Source organism: Gordonia sp. 34D (assembly GCF_056682775.1).
The window spans coordinates 2,306,925-2,322,429 of record NZ_CM155293.1 but is presented as its reverse complement, the minus strand read 5'-3'; the positions used below and the strand labels follow the sequence as shown (position 1 = coordinate 2,322,429).

Genomic DNA, 15,505 nt, shown 5'->3' with positions numbered 1-15,505 from the left:
GGCTCCGCTCACCGACTGCGCCGCCCCGACAGCAACGCAAAGATCAGCCCCAACAAGAATCCGAGGGGCGCGCACATGGCCAGCACGTAGACGATCGTGACGATGACCGTGCCGGTGTCGCGAACGGCGGGGAACAGCAGGGCGATGCTGGCGACCATGCCGATTCCGAAAAGAATGACGGCCGTCGCGAGCAAGCGCGAAGACTTCTGGGTCTGCATGGCATCAACGGTATCCCTGGCGGTAGAATCGCGTGCAGTGCGCCTCTGCTCGGACTGCCATCGGGCTCAGGCGCTTTTGTATGTGGCAGACCAGTGTGAGGGTGATCGTTGTGCCGACGGGCCGGGTGAAGTGGTACGACTCCGCAAAGGGGTTTGGGTTCCTGTCGCAGACCGACGGCGAGGACGTGTACGTCCGCGCCGACGCGCTGCCGGAAGGCGTTGGCGAGTTGAAGGTCGGCCAGAAGGTCGAGTTCGACATGGCTGCCGGACGTCGTGGGCCGCAGGCGCTGCGTGTGGCTGTGCTCGAACCTGCGCCCAGCGTCGCACGTAATACGCGTGAGGCGGCTCGAGAAGCAGGTCGTCGCGAACGCGACGCCGAGCGGCGCTCGCCTGATGAACTCCACGGTTTGATCGCCGATCTCATCACCCTGCTCGAAAGCAAAGTGCAGCCTGATCTGCGCAACGGGCGCTACCCCGATCGCAAGACGGCGCAGCGTATCTCCGAAGTGGTTCGCGGCGTCACGCGCGAACTCGACCGGTAACGCGCCGCCCAAACTCGTTCTCGCATGATGCGTCGATTCCCGCACTACGTCAGACGTAGTGCGGGAATCGACGCATCATGCGAGAACCGAGGGAGCGGAGCGAGCGGGGCTCGTTAGCCCTTCACTCCGGGGAGTTCGGTCATGTTGGGGATTTGGAAGCCGACGGGGAGGGTTCGGACGGCGAAGACTCCGCGGATAGCGAGGTCGCCGTCGGTGGACTCGGGTTGGCCCGGCACCTGCTCCATGACCGCTGAAATTGCCGAAACCTCGATGCCCAACAGGACACGATCGGGCTCGCTACGCAGGACCTGCGTGAACATCTCGTTCGGCATATGCAGGTACTGCACGCGCTGGATGCCCTGCTTGGTGGCGTACTCGGCGATGAGTGCCCACGGGCCGTCGGCGACTTCCTTCGGCACGCTGATGACGGCTTGATCGCCGATCGCGACGGCATGATCGGCGACGATCGGGCTCACGTCACCGTTGGCCCGCGCGAACTTGCAGTCCGTCATGGTGGCCGAACACCAGAGCGGGGTCGATGCTTGCGTGAGATCATCGCCAGCCTGGAAGGCGACGGTCGGGAGCGGCTTCTCGTGTCCGCGAACCAGCAGCGTGGTGGCGCCCGCAATGATGACCAGTGCGGCGACAATCACCGCACCCAGAATCGCGAGGGCTTTCTTGTCTCCCGGTTGCAACACGTGAAGGTCCTTTTCTGTCGGGGATGGCGGCTGGTGTCTTAGTCAGTTGCGGTGCAGATGGTCCGGCACCGAAATCGGCATCGTGGGGGCAGCGTGATCGGGGCGACGTCCACCGAACCCGGGGACGAGGGTGCTGCCGCGACTGGTGAGCACCGTCTGAACCAGCCCAATGCCGACGAACGCGGTAACGACGCTGAAACCGATCCACAGTTCGGTCGGCAGCAGCACGCCCAGCGTGGCACCAAACACCCAGCACAACTGCAACACGGTCTCCGAGCGACCGAACGCCGACGCCCGGGACTCCTCGGGGAGATCGTCCTGGATGCTTGAGTCCATGCACACCTTGGCGATGGCACTCGTGCCGGAACCAATGAACGCCGCGACCACCACCAGGGCAAAACTGTTGAATACCGCGGCCAACAGGCAGCCGACGAACGTTGCTGCGGTCGACATCACCACGATGTTGGTGGGATTCCGGAGCTCAAACTTAGTGCCGACGCCGTTACCGATGGCGTTGCCCACGCCTGCCGCGGCACCGACGGCACCCAACAGGAGAAGCTGCTGCCAGCCAGAACCGACATGTTCCTGGGCTTTCGCGTAGAACGCGGTGTAGAGGGTCATGAAGCCCGTCAGGATGCGGATGCTGCCGTTGCCCCACAGCCCCGTCACGACTGACCTGCCGAGCGGTTGTCGCATCTTTTCGGTGAGACGACGCGACAGGCTCGGCTTTTGGTGAGGCTCGGTCGGTGCTTCGGCATCCGGATTGCCGCGGTAGGTGATGGTGGTGGGAACTTCGCCCTCGGTGACTTCGACCCACGACGGGATCCTCATGCAGTAGTAGCCGCCCATCACGGCGATGACCACCAGGAAAACCATGGCACCCGGGATGTGGAACGGGAGCGCCTTGCCCAGCACGACTTCGAATGCGCCGGCAATGCCGCCACCGACAATGGTGCCCGCGATGAGGCCGAACGTGGTGAGCCGCGAGTTCACCCGCGGGAGGTCGATGGTTGGGGGCAGCACTCGCGGCGCGATCGCCGATTTGAGGACACCGAACGATTTGGACAGCACCATGAGCCCGAGGGCGCACGGGTACAGGACCCACGGCTTGTATTGCAGTTGCCCGGTGTCGGCGTCCCACGACGAGTTCACGATAATCAGCAGGCCCAGTACGGCGCGAAGCGCAAACGTACTCGCCATCGCGATACGACGACCATTCTGGAGACGGTCGAGCAGCGGTCCGATCAACGGTGCGATGAGCGCGAACGGCGCGATCGTCAACGCCAGGTAGAGGCCAACGTTCACTTTCGACTCGGCGGTCGCTGCCGCGAAAAACAGGGTGTTGGCGAGGGCTACGGCCATTGCAGCGTCGACCGCACTGTTAGCGATGACCGGCATGGTGAGCGCAGTGAGGCCCGAACGGTCGGCACCGTCGGCGGTGGCCGCACGCTGCACCATGTCGACGCCGCGTTTGGTGAAGTATCGCGAGCGTCGAGCCATCACGCGGACAACGGTGACCTTTTCCGGCGGCACGTACTCGGCACCACGCCGACCCGCGGGGTCCGCGGTGTTGTTGTCGCCGGGGCCGGTCGGGATGTACTCGGTGGGGTCTTCGAGCGGCGGCAGATGCGGGTTGCGGGTCCGCGGCGGCAGATAGCCGTCACTCGCGGGGCGACTGCGCGGGTCGGGTCGGGGACCCTGCTCAAACGGGCGGGTCGGGACGCGCGGACGCGGATCGGCGGGGTAATTGGCCTGGCCGGGATGCGGTGCAGGTCTCCGCTGACGTGGCGGAGGTTGCTGCGGACCACCGCCACTGGGGCGGTCGTCACCGGATCGACGGGAGTTCACAAACTCAATTGTTCCCTATGCTGCCGACACGGGGCTGAACAGGCGTCGCGTCGCCGTCGTTTGGATGACATGTCACAGCCAAGATCGTGGGCGTCTGGGGCCCATCGCGTTGGAGATCGGCAGCAACGCAGGGGGTCGCAGTGGGTCCTTAATGGGGCAAACGCCGTGGTCGATCGGCCCTGACGTGCATTCCCCCCGGTCGCTATTGCACACTGGATACGTGAGTGTTGCATTCGAGAACGGCGCCTTGGTCGACGCCGTCGCCTTTGCCCGAGAAGCGTTGGTTGCCGAGGGCGAGATTCCCGGTGAGCATCTGGGTGCCCGGGCCGAGGGCGAATACGCCGCCACCCATTACTTTTCCGCACAGGTCCCGGGCTATCGGGGCTGGCAGTGGTGCGTTGTCGTCGCGGGTGCCCCAGCGTCGGACGAGATCACGGTCAGCGAACTAGTCTTGCTTCCCGGCGACGGCGCCCTGCTGGCACCCGAATGGGTCCCATGGGTCGATCGTGTCGCAGCGGGTGACTTGAGTCCCGGTGACATGTTGGCGGCACCCGCCGACGATCCCCGCCTGGTCTCCGGCCAGATCGACACGCTCGACATCGACCCCGTCGACCGCGACCAAGTCGGTCAGGTCGACGCCGAAATCGGCTTGGGCCGCAAACGGCTGCTGTCTTTCGACGGTCGTGCCGAGGCGGCGCAGCGCTGGTACGACGGCGAGTACGGTCCTACCTCGGCGATGGCGCGCAACTCCCGCCACTCGTGCGGAACGTGCGGCTTCTACCTGCCGATCGCGGGTGCGCTGCACGGCGGATTCGGTGTCTGCGCCAACGAATTGTCGGCCGACGGCCGCGTCGTGTCTGTTGAGTACGGTTGCGGTGCGCACTCGGACGTGAAGGCACCAACTGGCGAGGGTAGCCCCGCCTACGACGCCTACGACGACGGTGCCATCGAGATTGTCACGTTGCCGACCCCGGCCAGCAACGAAGAGTCGGCCCCGGAGAATGGGCAGTCGCCAGCCTGATTCCGCGGACCCGTTTGGCACCGCGGAACTCAATGACGCCACCCTGACTGGCTGGCGAACTTCGTCCACCAGGCTGGCCGAAGATGCGGCCGCTGAAGCCGAACTCCTCGAGATCGGCTATCGCGATCGACTGTTCACCGAGTTAGCAGCTAATGCCGCTGACGCCGCGGGCACTGCGGGCATTGTGGGGCGGGTTTGTATCTGGGCTGACGGAGCGGACGTGCACGTAGCCAACACCGGCGCGCCGCTCACGGTTGCGGGTGTGCAGTCGCTGACGGCGTTGCGCGTCTCTCCGAAGCACCCCGATGCCGAAGCCACGACAGTCGGCCGGTTTGGCATGGGGTTCCGCGCCACATCGCTTGCCTCGCGAGTGGTGATCGCCTCGCGCAGCGGATCCATCGTGTTCGACCGCCAGCGCACCGCTGCCGCAGTCGCTGACTTTGCCCCCGACGTCGATGTGGAACGACTGCCAGCGCAACGACTGGCGTGGCCGTCGGACGTGGAGGTGTCGGCGGGTTTCGACACCGAGATCATTCTGACGGTCGCCGACCCCGAAGCGGCTGCCGCGCTGGTGGCCGAATCGGTCGATCAGGCCCCTGACCTGCTCCTAGAGCTGGAGTCGATTGACGAGATCGACGCTGGCGGCACGGTGTTCCGGCGCCTTGACGAGGGGGAGAGCGTCCGCATCACCCGTGACGGCCACGACCACCGCGCGTGGCTGGTGGCCCGTTCGTCCGGGACGCGATGGCTGGTTCCGCTGCACGGTGGCCGCGTCGTCGGACTTGAGCGTGACGTGCTGCGCAGCCCGACGGCCACCGACATCGAGTTGACGCTGCCTGCGCGCGTCATCACCAATCTGCCGTTGACGCCCGACCGCCGCGACTTGCATCCGGGTACCGACGTGGCTCCTGCGGCGGCGGGCTATCCGGAGTTGGTGGCGCTGGTTCCCGACGATCAGAAGCAGGCGGTGATTCCGCCGCCAGCTCTGGCAGCGGGACGTGTCGACGGCGCACTGCGACACGCGGTTCGTGCGGAGTTGACGCGTGCCCGGTGGGTGCCGTCGACGACGGGGGAGGCTTTGGCACCGGAGCGCACCTGGGTGTTTCCGGGGCTTACCGCCGATCTCGCGGACCTGCTCGGGGAGGTGCTTGAACCGCTCGCGCACCCTGACGTCAGTGACCGGGTGACGGCGTCACTGCTGGTGGGTTTGGGTGCCCGGCAGCTGGGGTTGGCCGATCTCGCCGAGTTGCTGTCCGGCGTTGGGGGTGAGGATCCGACCTGGTGGGCAAGGCTGTACGCGGCTTTGTCGGGATCGGTTGTTGACTCGCGGGACACCGAAGAGCTTGGCGCACTTCCCGTTCCACGTGCAGACGGACGGATGCATGTCGGCTGCCGCGGGCTATTTCTCGTCGACGGACTCGACGCGATCGACGATCCGCCGGTCCTCACCTGGGTTCCGACGGTGGCACCGGCCGCCTACGATCCGCTGCTGGAGCGTCTCGGCCTCACCCGCATCACTCCCGCGCAAGCCCTGGACGATCCGAGCCTGGCCGCTGAACTCGACGGTGACAACCCGCACGGCAACCTCGCCGATGTGGTCCTTCGTCTCCTGTCGCTCCCGGATGCCGGGCCTGCGCCCGCGGCGCTCGGCAGCCTCGAACTGCTCGGCGACGACGGGGAACTCTGGCCCGCCGACGAACTCCTCCTACCCGACAGCCCGCTCGTCGAAGTCCTCGTCGAGGACTCGCCGTTTGGGACAGTCGCCGCGAGCGTCGTCGAAAAGTACGACCGTCGCGCCTTGCTGCGGTTGGGCGTCGGATGGGGCTTCTCCGTCGTTCACGATCCTGGCCCGGTGGCCCCCGACCACGACCTTCCGGACGAAGGTCAATGGTGGGACAGCCACGAGGTGCCTCCAGAGGAGGTGCATGCGGTCCGCGACCTCGACCTTGTTGACCCGGATCGCTGGTCGCGCGCATTGTCGCTGTTGGCCACCGACGAGGCCACCGCGCCACTGCTGCTGGGCGGCTATACCCGCTGGTGGTTGCGTCGCTACGCGGAAATTGACGGCACCCCGCTGCGGCATCTCAGGTCCGTCGACAACAGCGCGATGCGCGGACTCTTCGACGCGATCGACGTGCCCGACGCAGCCGCCGGACTTCTTGTCGGCGACCTGCCGGACGATGCTGACGATGCGAGCGATTGGCTCAGTGCCCTCGCGGACCCGGACCGGGCCGTTGAACCCGGAGTGGCTATCCGCGCCCACACCGCACTCGTTGCCGGACTGACCGACGGCCGATACCGCGTCGCCGACGTAGAGCCGCCGACGGGTGCTCGCACCCTGGCGGGCACGGTGGCGGGCGACGCGGTGGTGGTGCCGGAACCGTGGTGGGTGGCCGTGGTACCGCACACTCGTGCCGTGTTGCCGGGACTGCCACCGCTGCCGGAGGCGGCCGCCCACCTGGCAGAATTACTCGATGTGCCGATCGCGTCTGAGGCCTATCAAGCGTTGCCCGACCTCGCTGGCGAGGCCGTCGATCCCGATTCGGCCGAGGCGGTCGTACTCCTGGCTGCGTCCGGCATGGTCGGGCCGCGTCAGGTGGTGCTCCATGACGACCTGCTCGTCCGAATTACCGACGGTGACAGCGACATGGAAGACGCGGATGATGGCTCGGCAGACCAGGACCGGGTGAGCAGTCATCGCGTGCCGATCTGGGTCGACGACACCGGCACAGTCCACCTCGCACGATCGCGACCCTGAGAACAGGGTGCGGCGATCGGAATTGAGCCGCTTGAGCCAGTACGGTTAGTACCGGATACGAATCGTCGGAGAGCAGGCCGAGGGCGCAGTGCAGCAATTTTCGTTTGATAATCGCATCACCGACTGGGTGGCGGAGTCCCGTCACGAGCCGCTGACGTCGATCGTGCACCTGGTGACGGTATTCGGCGACACGCTGACGTTGACACTCGTCGTGATTGGCGTGCTGGTCTTGACGTGGCTCAGCAATCGGATCGACCTGTCGGCCCTCATCGTGCTTGGTGCAATTAGCGCCTACGTCATGATGTTGATCCTGAAAGTAACTTTCGCCCGCCCCAGACCACCTGTCGAGGATCGTCTTATCGATGTCGGGGGTGCATCATTTCCGTCCGGTCACGCGATGCTCAGCACCGTCGTTTACGGGCTCACCGCGGTCATTGTGTTCCGGCTGTTTCCGCGGGTGAGGGCTCGGTCGGCGGTTCTGCTGTGGGCGCCAGGTCTCGTCGTGCTCATTGGATTAAGTCGGGTCTACCTGGGCGTTCACTGGATGTCGGATGTGCTGTTCGGCTGGATCTTTGGCATTCTCTGGCTCGTGCTGTGCTTGTTTGCCCACGACCAACTGATCCGTCGGCCGGCACTGTTGCGTGTCGGCACCAAACGCTCGGTGAATGTTTCCGCGCGCAGCGCACCGGAACCAGGCAGGCGAGTTGCCGGGAGGTTCGCGAAGCCGACATCCCCTCAGCGAGAAGCAGCGCCGCAGCCTGAAGCAACGCCGCTGGCGGAACCGAAGTCAGGTACCGATCAGGGGACGTCGAGCCCTTCCTGAGCTCCGCGCGAGCCACGTCGAACCGCGGCCTTCTGTACCAGCACCAACGTGGTTCCCATGAGGCCGACCACCAGGCCCACCAAACACACGGTGAGGGCGCGGTCGGGGCCGATATTGCCGAGCCACACCACCAGCGTCGCGACCGCCCAGATCACCATGCCGACCACGATGACTGGTTCGGGGGCCCGCAGTTTTTCCGGCAGCGGGGGGATCTGCGACTCGTCCGACATGACTCGATCGTAGCTTTCTGTACGGGCGACGACGTGGGGGCGGTGGCGATAGGTAAGAATTGGTCGAACTCGTGACGATTCGACAGTGAGGACGCGCCGATGAGCGATCCAGCCGAGAAGGAACCGCAAGACGCCGATCCCGGGACCAAAACCAATGTCCTGGACCGCTATTTCAAGATCAGCGAACGCGGTTCGACGATCTCGCGCGAAATGCGCGGCGGCCTCGTCACGTTCTTCACGATGGCGTACATCGTCGTGCTGAACCCGATCATCATCGGCGGTATTCCGGGCGAACCGATGAATGCGGACGCACTCGGTAATGTGCTGCCGGTTTTGCAGGTGACGGCGGTGACCGCCCTGGTTGCCGGTGTTATGTCGATTATTTTCGGCATGGTCGCGAACTATCCATTCGCCATCGCCGCCGGCCTCGGTATTAACAGCCTCCTTGCGGTGACGATCGCGCCGCAGATGAGTTGGCCCGCAGCGATGGGCCTGGTGGTTATCGACGGCATCATCATCGTGCTGCTTGGTCTTACCGGCGTCCGTACGGCCGTGCTGAACTCGGTGCCCGACGAATTGAAGTCGGCGATCGCCGCGGGTATTGGTGCGTTCATTGCGTTTGTCGGCCTCATTAACGCGGGCTTTGTGACGCGACCGGCCGACTCGCACGCTCCGCCCGTCCAACTTGGCGCTGACGGTTCCATCGCGACCGTCCCCACGCTGATTTTCGTCGTCGGCGTGCTGCTGATGGCAATCCTGGTGGTCCGCAAGGTGCCCGGTGGTCTGCTGTTGGGAATCGTCATCATGACGGTCGTGTCGATCATCGTCGAATCGATTATGGGCTTGGGTCGCGCGGCGGACGGCAATGGTGGTTGGGCCATGAATATTCCGAAGATGCCCGACGGTGTCGGCGGCATGCCCGACCTCAGCCTCGTGGGTCAAGTGGACTTGTTCGGAGCCTTCTCGGGCGCGTTTGAGCACGTCACCGTCCTGATTGCGTGCGTCTTCGTGTTCAGCCTCGTGCTGTCGAACTTCTTCGACGCCATGGGCACCATGACCGGCCTCGGTAAAGAAGCCGGACTCACCGACGAGCACGGCAACGTCCCCGGTATCGGTAAGGCGCTGGTCGTGGAAGGTACGGGCGCGATCGTCGGTGGCGCGGCGTCGTCGTCGTCGAACACGGTGTTTGTGGAATCGTCGGCCGGCATTGCCGAAGGTGCGCGCACGGGCCTGGCGAACATCGTGACGGGCGTGTTGTTCTTGGCGGCGATGTTCTTTACCCCGCTGTACAAGGTGATCCCGATGGAGGCGGTTGCTCCCGCGCTGGTGATTGTCGGCGCATTGATGATGGGTCAGATCCGCGACATCGACTTCACGAAGTTCGAGTACGCGCTCCCGGCCTTCTTGACGATCGTCGGTATGCCGTTCACGTACTCGATCGCCAACGGCATCGGCATCGGTTTCATCAGCTGGGTCGCGATCGGCGTCGGCCAGGGCAAGTGGAAGCAAATCCACCCGCTCCTCTACATCGTCGCCGCCCTCTTCATCGTCTACTTCGCCCGCGGCCCCATCTCCGACCTCATCAGTTAGCGGGGCGGTTCGGGCGTTTTTCGGCTCCGCCTCATTTCCCTTTTCTGTCACGATTCGATCAGACCGTCACCGATCACTGCGATCGGTGACGGTCTGGTCGTCGCTTGGTCGCGTTTCGCGACAGAAAAGGGGGAAAATGAGGGGGCCGCGAACGCCAAAATCGGATCCTGGAGCGGGGAGCACAGGCGATCTACGACGACGCCCCGCGACTTCTAGAAGTACGTTCCGGCGAACGGGGCTTCGGTAACAGTGAACATGGTGGCCAACAGTGCGGTGGCTTCCGCATCGGCGTCGATCCGGTCGGCTTGCGCCAGCTCCCGCACCCCAATTCCGCCGAGGTAGACGCTCGACAGTGCCGAAATATCCAAGCGCACGTCGGGATCGGCGTCGGTTGGGGCGACGGTGCCCGCGCCACCCACGACAGTCAGTGCGTACCGGCCCGCGCGGTCGCCGAAACTGTCGGTGACGTCAATGACGAGCGCGCCGTCGGCACCGTAGGTCCGCATTTCTAACGCGGCCTTCACGTCGAGGATCGACACCCACAATTCGTCGGCGCGGCCCTGCACTTGGACGGCGCGCGCATTAGTCAGCTTGTGCGGCAGCGGATCGTCGACGGGAATGGTCGCGGTGACCGACGAAATCAGGTCCAGGCTCGTCAGGACACGCCACAGGTCGGTGTGGGCTTGATCGGTCGCGGTGACGATGTCGTCGACGATGGCGGTCTTGTCACGCGCGTCGATGCGGTAGGCGGCGTACCCGTCGGCGTGCAGCAGGTAGTGCAGGTCGGAGGTTTGCGAGTTCCGACGGAAGCTGCGGTCGGCGAGGATCGACGGCCACCACGTGTCGGGGCGGGTAATCGCGCCGTTACGGCTGGCAGCCCAGCGGGCGTGCACCGCCGGAACATGCTTCGCGACTTGGCTTGCGGAACCGTAACGGACCCGCGAATCTGCGGGGGCCGGCGTCCGGAAGTTGGCGGCCGACGGCGCGATCCGCACCTGGTGGGTAAAGACGGCGGGCCCAAACCCGAACCGCTCGTAGATCCCGCCCTCCGACGCGGTCAGGGTGGCGAGCGGGAAGTCGCGTTCGCGCCACACGCGGTAATGCTCGGTCAGCATGCGCCGAAGCAACCCGCGTCGACGGTGGGTGGCCGAGACCGACACCCACGACAGTCCCGCCGTGGCAGCGACAGCACCGCCAGGCACCGTGAGGGGGACCGGAAAGTACAGCGAAACAGCCACGATGGGCTGACCGTCGGTCGCGGTATCGCGCACGACCACCGTGTCGCCTTCGCTGGCCCGGTCGCGGAATTCGATCATCTCATCGTTGGGCAGCGGCTGCGGGAGCGCGAAAGCACGTGCGTCGATGGCGAGAATTTCGGGCCAGTCGTCATCCCGCGGCCGTTCCAGCGACAGCGGTTCGGTGGGGTGCGGAGTTGGCGTATTCACTCGTTCATTGTCTCAAAGCCGTCGCTGACCGATGCGGCGACCGGCGCTCGGCACGGGTATGAAACCGTTGACGGGTGAATTTGAACGATGCTGTCCCGACCGACGAGCTTGCCGTTGACGTCATCGACATTAATGACCCGGCGGATCCGCGCGTCGACGACTTCCGCGATCTGAACTCGGTGGATCGTCGCCCCGATGTGCCTGCACTGCCGGGTGGCCGGGTGGGGAAGGGCCTCGTTATCGCCGAGGGCGTCTTGGTGGTGCAGCGCATGATCGCCTCGCGTTTCGCGCCGCATGCGTTCTTCGGCAATAGTCGACGGCTGGGCGAGCTCGTGGACGACCTGAAGAACCCCGCGCTGGCGGGTGTGCCCTTCTATCGGGCGAGCGCCGAGGTGATGAAGGATGTGATCGGGTTTCACCTCAACCGCGGTGTGCTGGCAGCGGCACGACGGCCCACTGAACTGGCGGTGCCGGACATCATCGACGGTGCCGAGACGGTCGCTGTGCTTGAGGGCGTCAACGATCACGAGAACATTGGCAGCATCTTCCGTAACGCTGCGGGCCTGGGCGTGGACGCGGTGATCTTTGGTGCGGGCAGTGCCGACCCGCTGTACCGACGGTGCGTGCGGGTGTCGATGGGCCACGCGTTGCTGGTGCCGTTTGCGCGGTCGGAGGCATGGCCCGGTGATCTGGACCTGTTGCGCGACAACGGTTTCACGACCGTCGCCCTGACGCCGGGGGTGGGGAGTGTGCCCCTCGCGGATGCGGTGACCGGCGGCAGGGTGGCGTTTTTGGTCGGCGCGGAAGGTCCGGGCTTGGCTGAGCACACGATGCGACGCTGCGACGTCCGAGCCCGCATCCCGATGGCCCGCGGGACGGACTCGTTGAACGTCGCGACGGCCGCTGCGATCGCGTTTTACGAACGCGCCCGGCGCTAGCTGGCGGCGTCGTAGATCGGGGAATGGCTGCGCGCGTTGTCGCACATTTCTGTCACAAAACGCGGCCGTCGACCTGCACAACCGTCACCGATCGCCCGGTTCGGCGTTGGTTTGGTTGTTTTGTGACAGAAATGCGGGACAACGGGGGCGCTAGAAAAGCGGGAAGTGGGCCGGTTAAAGCCGCCCGCGGAAACCGAAGTAGCGAGAGATGGGGCCGGCCTTCGGGGCGGGGGAATCGCTGACCGGTTCGATGGGGGCGGTTTGCTCCGCTTCCGACTCGCCGGTGCCTGGGACCACCGCCGAGACTAGTTCCGGGACAACGCTCGGGCCGGGTTCGGTCTCGGCTTCTTGTTCCGAGGTACCCGGTGTCGACGATTCAGCCGAGGCGGTGGTGCGACGAAGCGACACCGACGTTTCGATGATGTTGTCGAAGCCGTCGTCGGGGCCGATGCGGTAGACGGTGACGGGAATCTGGGTTGGGTCCACGCTGCCCTCGTCGGTATCGCCGAAGCCAAAACCAAACCAGGTGCGCTGGGCGGCGTCGGCGAGCCATCCGGGATGGAACGGCAACGCCAGCGGATCGTGGGTCTCGTGGGACTGCGGACGCTCGCCAGCCCAGAACGGACGTTCAAACGGATAGGGCAGGCCAGTGTCTTCGCCAATGCGAGTCGAGGTGCCAGCGAAGGCGCGCTGCAGGTCGCCGCGGCTCCAACGGGCAAAGCAGCCGGTGTCCGACGTGGGATCCAGGGAAATCAGCACCCACGACTCTCCGAAGCCGAGATCGGTGAGGTACGACGACAGTTCCGTCGGATCTGCGGTATGCAGACTGGTCCCGGCGATCACCGCGAGTCGGCCAAAATGGGCCGCAAAAACTCGGTTCTCGGCGCTGTCGGCGGCGGACGCTAAGTCGGCGGTGCCGATCGGCGTCACCTCGTTGTCCGCGAAGGCGCGTTCCATGAGGTCCATCGTCCGGGCGGGGTCGATGTAGACACCCGACCGCAACTCGGCTGCCGGATCGGCGCAGTCAACAAACCAGAGTGCAGAAATATTCGGCAGCACCGAGTCTCCCAGTCGCATCAGTCGTTCGGATGGCTGCGTACACCGAGCAGCACATCTTCCCACGCGGGGACCGTTGGCGTCGCGCGCTTGCCACGGTGTCGCGGGGTGGTTGATTCATTTTCTTCTCGCGGGGTCGGGGCTTCAACCCGTGTCTCGTCGTCGTACCTGAGATCGAGGACTTCGTCGAACTGTGGGCCGCGTCGTCGCTGCTGTTGTTGTTCGGTGAGATCGTCGGCGTCGACGGTCACGAACTCGTGGCCTTCAGCATCGATCTCGCGCGAAGGCGGCGACGGTCGGGGTGCTGGCTCGGGCTCGGGGTCTCGTTCGACGGGCACCGGCGCGACAACCGGTCGCCGCACAGTGCGCGCGAGCTCGGGTTCGGTCAGTTCGACGGCCAGATCGTCCATCGGTTCGGTGATGCCACCGTGTGAGCCGGGGGTAAACCGCCAGCGTGCGGTGGCCTCATCGGCGGGGTCTGGCCGCACCTGCACCATCCATTGACCGGATTCGCTGCGCCACGCATCCCACTCGGACTTCTGTGCCGGGATACCGCGCAGGGCAAGGCATTCGGCGACAATCTCGCCGAGTGTCCCGGCAACGGGGCCGTCGACGCTGCGCGGATGGGAGGCGCGCGCCAACTCGGCCGCGCGTGCGCGCTCAAGCAGAACGGGGTGGGCGAAGCGGGTGATCTTGTCGACGCTGACACCGGTGGCCACCGCTAACTCTTCGGCCGACGATCCGGCACGAATACGACCTTGGATCTCCCGTGGCGTCAAACTCGGGGCCGCGGCGGCGCGCTGCTCTGGTTCGGTGACGCCGGTGGCGGGACTGTTGGCATCGGGCATCGGCGGTTCCGGTGCCGTGGGTGTACCCGGTTCTGCTGGATTAACCAGGGAACGGAGGGTTTTGTCGATAGGAATGATGAACTCCTCACCCGACTCAAGATCCATGACGACGATGTGTGAACCGTCGGAGTCTAAGCGGTCGGCGTGCAATTCGCGCATCGACTCCTCCTCCGGTCACGACGTACGCGGACGTAGCCCACCCTAGTTAACTTTTGTGACAAACGATGGGTGGACACGCGGTTAATAGCCTACTGGCGTGCTGAAAGCAATGCTGCCCGCCGAAAAGTTTCGACGGGCAGCATAGCGGTCTGGCGAGAGAAACTAGAGGCGCTCGACGATGTAGTCGATGCACTGCGTCAGCTTGCTGATGTCCTCGGGCTCGATGGCCGGGAACATGCCAATGCGCAGCTGGTTGCGGCCCAGCTTGCGGTAGGGCTCGGTGTCGACGACGCCGTTGGCGCGGAGCGTTTTGGCGATCGCGGCTGCGTCGATGTTGTCGGCGAAATCGATGGTGCCGACGACGGCGCTACGGTGCGGGCCGTCAGCAAACGGGCTGGCAAATTCGCTGGCGTCGGCCCAGTTGTACAGGCGCGCACTGGAATCGGCGGTGCGGCCGGTGCAGAAGTCGAGGCCACCGTTGGTGTTCATCCACTCGATTTGGTTCTTGAACAGCAGCAGCGATGCCAGCGCCGGGGTGTTGTAGGTCTGGTTCTTGGCGCTGTTGTCGACGGCGGTCGGCAGCGACAGGAACTCGGGGCACCAGCGGCCCGACTCCTTGATCTCGGCAACGCGTGCCAGGGCGGCCGGGCTCATGATGGCGACCCACAGGCCACCGTCGGAGGCGAAGCTCTTCTGCGGCGCGAAGTAATAGACGTCGGTCTGCGCGATGTCGACGGGCAGGCCGCCAGCGGCGGACGTGGCGTCGATCGCGACGAGTGCGTCGCCTGCGACAGCCGGGCGCAGCACGGGCACGGCCACGCCGGTGGAGGTCTCGTTCTGTGCCCAGCCGATGAGGTCAACGCCTTCGACATCGGCGGCGGTCAGTGCGGCCGGATCCGGCGCGGTGCCCGGGTCGGTGGAGATGACCTTCGGGTCGGCTAGGAAGGGTGCCTTCTTCGAGACGGTGGCGAACTTCGACGAGAACTCGCCGTATGTCAGGTTGAGGGCGCGCTCGCGGATCAGGCCGAAGGCTGCGGCATCCCAGAAGGCGGTGGTGCCGCCGTTGGAGAGGACAACCTCGTAGCCGTCGGGCAGCGAGAACAGGTCGGACAGGCCGGAGCGAATATCGCCAACAACGTTCTTCACGGGTGCCTGGCGGTGGCTGGTGCCGAATACCGAGGCTCCGGTGTCGACGAGGGACTGCAGCTGGGCGGGGCGGACCTTCGACGGCCCGCAGCCGAAGCGGCCATCGGAGGGAAGGAGTTCGGCTGGCAGCGTGATTGCAGTATCGGTCATGGTCACGATTCTAAAACAGACCGCCGGTATCCTGC

Annotated in this window: 14 protein-coding genes; 6 read left to right on the top strand and 8 right to left on the bottom strand. The window is 65.3% G+C overall.

Annotation, left to right across the window (positions count from 1 at the left end; genetic code table 11):
- Nucleotides 1–8 precede the first annotated feature (8 nt).
- A complete protein-coding gene (locus AC1L34_RS10775; RefSeq protein WP_424296214.1) occupies nt 9–218 on the bottom strand; it encodes a hypothetical protein in 210 nt (69 codons plus the stop codon).
- Between the two features lie 110 nt (nt 219–328).
- Here AC1L34_RS10775 and AC1L34_RS10770 point away from each other — a divergent pair, with 110 nt between their 5' ends.
- Complete coding sequence (locus AC1L34_RS10770) at nt 329–760, top strand: cold-shock protein (protein WP_424296218.1); 432 nt, start codon at nt 329–331, stop codon at nt 758–760.
- A 113-nt stretch (nt 761–873) separates the two neighbouring features.
- On the opposite strand, the gene AC1L34_RS10765 is transcribed toward AC1L34_RS10770, so the two are convergent.
- The gene (locus tag AC1L34_RS10765; protein WP_424293338.1) at nt 874–1,458 is read right to left on the bottom strand and encodes a DUF2771 family protein; all 585 of its coding nucleotides are present in this window, start codon (nt 1,456–1,458) and stop codon (nt 874–876) included.
- Between the two features lie 42 nt (nt 1,459–1,500).
- Nucleotides 1,501–3,306: an MFS transporter gene (locus AC1L34_RS10760; RefSeq protein ID WP_424293337.1), complete on the bottom strand. Its 1,806-nt coding sequence runs from the start codon at nt 3,304–3,306 to the stop codon at nt 1,501–1,503.
- 220 nt (nt 3,307–3,526) lie between these two features.
- Between AC1L34_RS10760 and AC1L34_RS10755 the strand changes: the two genes are divergently transcribed.
- The 3 genes from AC1L34_RS10755 to AC1L34_RS10745 all read left to right on the top strand — a co-directional run bounded on the left by AC1L34_RS10755 (nt 3,527) and on the right by AC1L34_RS10745 (nt 7,908).
- Nucleotides 3,527–4,327, top strand: a complete 801-nt coding sequence (locus AC1L34_RS10755; protein WP_424293336.1) for a DUF3027 domain-containing protein — start codon at nt 3,527–3,529, stop codon at nt 4,325–4,327.
- Complete coding sequence (locus AC1L34_RS10750) at nt 4,308–7,085, top strand: sacsin N-terminal ATP-binding-like domain-containing protein (protein WP_480034762.1); 2,778 nt, start codon at nt 4,308–4,310, stop codon at nt 7,083–7,085. Before AC1L34_RS10755 ends, AC1L34_RS10750 begins: the two co-directional genes overlap by 20 nt.
- A gap of 88 nt (nt 7,086–7,173) precedes the next feature.
- Complete coding sequence (locus AC1L34_RS10745) at nt 7,174–7,908, top strand: phosphatase PAP2 family protein (RefSeq protein ID WP_424323593.1); 735 nt, start codon at nt 7,174–7,176, stop codon at nt 7,906–7,908.
- Here the strand turns inward: AC1L34_RS10745 and AC1L34_RS10740 are convergent.
- Nucleotides 7,884–8,138, bottom strand: coding sequence for a DUF2530 domain-containing protein (locus AC1L34_RS10740; RefSeq protein WP_424293333.1), 255 nt, complete (start codon nt 8,136–8,138; stop codon nt 7,884–7,886). The genes AC1L34_RS10745 and AC1L34_RS10740 overlap by 25 nt on opposite strands.
- Before the next feature lie 99 nt (nt 8,139–8,237).
- On the opposite strand from AC1L34_RS10740, the gene AC1L34_RS10735 reads away from it, so the two are divergent.
- Nucleotides 8,238–9,728, top strand: a complete 1,491-nt coding sequence (locus AC1L34_RS10735; protein ID WP_424293332.1) for an NCS2 family permease — start codon at nt 8,238–8,240, stop codon at nt 9,726–9,728.
- Nucleotides 9,729–9,940: 212 nt separating this feature from the next.
- On the opposite strand, the gene AC1L34_RS10730 is transcribed toward AC1L34_RS10735, so the two are convergent.
- A complete protein-coding gene (locus AC1L34_RS10730; RefSeq protein ID WP_424322342.1) occupies nt 9,941–11,173 on the bottom strand; it encodes a GNAT family N-acetyltransferase in 1,233 nt (410 codons plus the stop codon).
- Nucleotides 11,174–11,247: 74 nt separating this feature from the next.
- Here AC1L34_RS10730 and AC1L34_RS10725 point away from each other — a divergent pair, with 74 nt between their 5' ends.
- Complete coding sequence (locus tag AC1L34_RS10725) at nt 11,248–12,111, top strand: TrmH family RNA methyltransferase (RefSeq protein WP_424294537.1); 864 nt, start codon at nt 11,248–11,250, stop codon at nt 12,109–12,111.
- Between the two features lie 174 nt (nt 12,112–12,285).
- On the opposite strand, the gene AC1L34_RS10720 is transcribed toward AC1L34_RS10725, so the two are convergent.
- The 3 genes from AC1L34_RS10720 to serC all read right to left on the bottom strand — a co-directional run bounded on the left by AC1L34_RS10720 (nt 12,286) and on the right by serC (nt 15,470).
- The gene (locus AC1L34_RS10720) at nt 12,286–13,188 is read right to left on the bottom strand and encodes a DUF6928 family protein (RefSeq protein ID WP_424325745.1); all 903 of its coding nucleotides are present in this window, start codon (nt 13,186–13,188) and stop codon (nt 12,286–12,288) included.
- Entirely contained in the window at nt 13,188–14,174 is a 987-nt protein-coding gene (gene sepH / locus AC1L34_RS10715) for a septation protein SepH (protein ID WP_424294350.1), read from the bottom strand. Before sepH ends, AC1L34_RS10720 begins: the two co-directional genes overlap by 1 nt.
- 162 nt (nt 14,175–14,336) lie before the next feature.
- Nucleotides 14,337–15,470: a phosphoserine transaminase gene (gene serC, locus AC1L34_RS10710; RefSeq protein WP_424294351.1), complete on the bottom strand. Its 1,134-nt coding sequence runs from the start codon at nt 15,468–15,470 to the stop codon at nt 14,337–14,339.
- Between the last annotated feature and the right edge of the window lie 35 nt (nt 15,471–15,505).

Bases quoted from the DNA above. Each gene is read 5' to 3' on its own strand.
- AC1L34_RS10720 (WP_424325745.1), bottom strand. From the start codon at position 13,188: ATGCGACTGGGAGACTCGGTGCTGCCGAATATTTCTGCACTCTGGTTT.
- AC1L34_RS10740 (WP_424293333.1), bottom strand. From the start codon at position 8,138: ATGTCGGACGAGTCGCAGATCCCCCCGCTGCCGGAAAAACTGCGGGCC.
- AC1L34_RS10750 (WP_480034762.1), top strand. From the start codon at position 4,308: ATGGGCAGTCGCCAGCCTGATTCCGCGGACCCGTTTGGCACCGCGGAA.
- AC1L34_RS10735 (WP_424293332.1), top strand. From the start codon at position 8,238: ATGAGCGATCCAGCCGAGAAGGAACCGCAAGACGCCGATCCCGGGACC.
- sepH (WP_424294350.1), bottom strand. From the start codon at position 14,174: ATGCGCGAATTGCACGCCGACCGCTTAGACTCCGACGGTTCACACATC.
- AC1L34_RS10775 (WP_424296214.1), bottom strand. From the start codon at position 218: ATGCAGACCCAGAAGTCTTCGCGCTTGCTCGCGACGGCCGTCATTCTT.
- serC (WP_424294351.1), bottom strand. From the start codon at position 15,470: ATGACCGATACTGCAATCACGCTGCCAGCCGAACTCCTTCCCTCCGAT.